The following is a 2,571-nucleotide window of genomic DNA, read 5'->3' as shown; positions in this document are numbered from 1 at the left end:
TAGGGCGCCTCCTTCTGAAGAGTTGGTTCTAGTCTAACAGCGCGAAAGATGCCACACCCTCGCCGCTGGCCCATAGCATCTTGAGATACGATCTGAACTGTCGGGCCCTTGCCCGCACATCGTAACATTTAGCAACTAAAATCAAATGTTTGCCGTAATGGACGGAAACTGGACTTAGACTGGAGATCTACGCCCTAGCTGCCCAAACGCGAAGAGTTCAAGTCGGATTGTTCCTGTTCGCCAAGGGCCGGAAATGGTCTGATCGACCAATCTATTAAGTCGACCGCACGCTGCAGTATCGCCGCAGTCCGAGCATGGCTGGGTGAAGCGGCCACGACGTATGCAATCTTGTCGCGGTAATCGCCTTTCCTGACGATCGGTTGCTTAGGTTCAACAAAGAGTTTCACCTCGGCCACACCGGATACAGCAGCCGCCCGACTGTCGCCGCTGATCCAATCGAGGATGCCATCGCGATCAGGAAGTAGGCTCCGCACGGCTGCGGTGTGCGAACGCCGCTTGCGCAAACACCGCTCGCCGCCGATGACAAGCTTGATGTGCTCGGTGATGAGATCGATACCGTACGCCAGCTGAACCAGTTGGGAATGGGGCGCGCTGGCAAGACGCGGATTGACTTCAATGACGACTGGGCCAACTTTCGTCCACCGGAGTTCAATGTTCGTTGGCCCCCAGCCAAGATCGAGAGCTCGCAAACAGCTCAGAGAAACATCGGCGATACACTTATGCTCGTCATCAGTCAGCACGGCCGGAAAGTTAGTCTCACGGCAGACGAAATACGGTGGTCGGTCGAAGTCACAGGAGCCAATCCCGACGACCTCATCTCCCATTGTATAAGCGAGATAAAGGGGGCCCTGCGCGAATTCTTCAACCAGTATTCTTGGCGACGACAGCCATATGTGGTTCCCGCCCAACAGATAGCTCGTATGTTCGGCCACCTCATCGGCGTTGCGGCACAATCGGACACCGCAGCTTCCTGCGCCCACAGCTGGCTTAAGAATCACTGGAACGCCGATCTCCGCAGCAGAGCTTTTTACGTCCGTCGCATTTGTTGCCAAGCGAAAATCAGGTATTGGAATGTCAGCGTCCGCGAGGAGCTGACGTTGAGCAAATTTGTCGAAGCATCGTTCGATCGATCCCGGATTTGGTCCCGGTAGATCGAAATACTGGCAGAGCTTGCCAACCGTCGCATAGACCCCCTTCGACTCCTCGGCGCATATAATGCCAGCAATGTCGTCGGTGGCACGCAACCGGGAGCATTCGTGGACCAGAGCATCGAGATTGCCTGTATCAACACGGATTGTCTCACATCCCGCCGAAAGAAAGTCGTACTGATCTGGGTAGGCCGACAGGTTAATTGGATGAAGACCAAGACGCTGGGCCGCTTCGACGTATAGCAGACAACAACCCAATGCACCGCCTTCAATCAGGATGAGCGCTCTTCTTGCCATTTACTGTGACCCTCAAATGTTTGCTTGCTATGCCCCGTTCTATGCGTACACGGGCGTCAGCCTATTTTGCAGGCCTACTTTCAGACCTTGCGGTTGCGGTGAACGTAGCATGGTCAGTGATCTGCGGTTGCAAAGATTCTATGAAGTTATTTGAAGCGGCCGGCGTCGCCTTTTTGGTCCTCAACACCCGTGCTGAGCACGAGCATCTGATCGAAGTGCTGCAGGCGTACGGCCGCCCTGTGGTCTGCGCCTTTGAGGCGACCGGGAACTATCACCGGCCGATAGCATGGCGCCTGGCTGAAGCTAAAGTTCTGTGGGCTGGACCTGTCGACACAGCAGGATAATCCCGATCTACGCCGCAAGGCAATGACCGCTATTACCGCCAAGATGGCGCGCGTCGTGCACGCCGTCGTCGAAGATGGTTCCGAATACCGGCCCTTCGTTGAGGAGCGGGTGCCAGGTGGAAGAACCTCTGTCAGCTAGGGCCGTGAGGGCATCGCTTCGATGACCCTGTAGATAATGTTCGGGTCTTCCGCCTGGATCAGAAGCTCGTGTTGAGGACGGTGAGGGCCGCCTCACCCTTTGTTTGCTATAGACGAGACTGCCGGCGGCTGTTTCGACGACTTGAGCGCTCTGCGTTCTCTCGTCGGGCTTGTTTGGGTGAAGGCGATACGGGAGGCATCGTCGATGCAGACATGGACGAACTCCCAGCCCTTACCGTCGCGCTTGGAACTGCGCCGGGTGCTTTGGCCTTTGCGATCGCCGGTGATGGGGTGGCCACCCGCTCGAAGCGGCCGAGCTTCTTGATGTCGATGTGGATCAATTCGCCAGGATGCTCGCGCTCGTAAGGCGGACTGGTTCGGCCGGCTCCAACGAAGCGATCCGATTGGAGGCCAAGGCGCTGCAGGATGCGGCTGACGGTAGCGGGCGAGATGCCGACTTCGGCAGCGATCTGCTGGCCTCATTGTTGGCGACCGCAAGGCTTCGACCTGCTCGACAATGGCCTGCCGCGTAGGCCGGTAGAGACGATGCGGTCGCGAGGAAGGATCCTCGAGCCCCTCCATACCTCCGGTTTTTGAAGCGTTCAATCCACTTGCGCACCGTG

General features: G+C 57.1%; 2 protein-coding genes and 2 pseudogenes. 2 read left to right on the top strand and 2 right to left on the bottom strand.

Annotated features, from left to right (window positions below; genetic code table 11):
- Positions 1–194: 194 nt before the first annotated feature.
- Entirely contained in the window at positions 195–1,466 is a 1,272-nt protein-coding gene (locus tag MESS2_RS28285) for an ATP-grasp domain-containing protein (protein WP_008878050.1), read from the bottom strand.
- Between the two features lie 140 nt (positions 1,467–1,606).
- Between MESS2_RS28285 and MESS2_RS28280 the strand changes: the two genes are divergently transcribed.
- Both MESS2_RS28280 and MESS2_RS33630 read left to right on the top strand, forming a co-directional pair.
- The gene (locus tag MESS2_RS28280) at positions 1,607–1,810 is read left to right on the top strand and encodes a hypothetical protein (protein ID WP_008878049.1); all 204 of its coding nucleotides are present in this window, start codon (positions 1,607–1,609) and stop codon (positions 1,808–1,810) included.
- A gap of 1 nt (position 1,811) precedes the next feature.
- Positions 1,812–1,974: pseudogene (locus MESS2_RS33630) on the top strand (IS110 family transposase); the annotation flags it as partial.
- 121 nt (positions 1,975–2,095) lie between these two features.
- Here MESS2_RS33630 and MESS2_RS34245 read toward each other — a convergent pair.
- Positions 2,096–2,571: pseudogene (locus tag MESS2_RS34245) on the bottom strand (helix-turn-helix domain-containing protein); the annotation flags it as partial.

Source organism: Mesorhizobium metallidurans STM 2683, from assembly GCF_000350085.1.
GTDB lineage: Bacteria > Pseudomonadota > Alphaproteobacteria > Rhizobiales > Rhizobiaceae > Mesorhizobium > Mesorhizobium metallidurans.
The sequence above is the reverse complement of the archived record's forward strand: the minus strand, read 5'-3'. Positions and strand labels throughout refer to the sequence as shown.

Coding starts and splice junctions, on each gene's coding strand:
- MESS2_RS28285 (WP_008878050.1), bottom strand. CDS start 1,466: ATGGCAAGAAGAGCGCTCATCCTGATTGAAGGCGGTGCATTGGGTTGT.
- MESS2_RS28280 (WP_008878049.1), top strand. CDS start 1,607: ATGAAGTTATTTGAAGCGGCCGGCGTCGCCTTTTTGGTCCTCAACACC.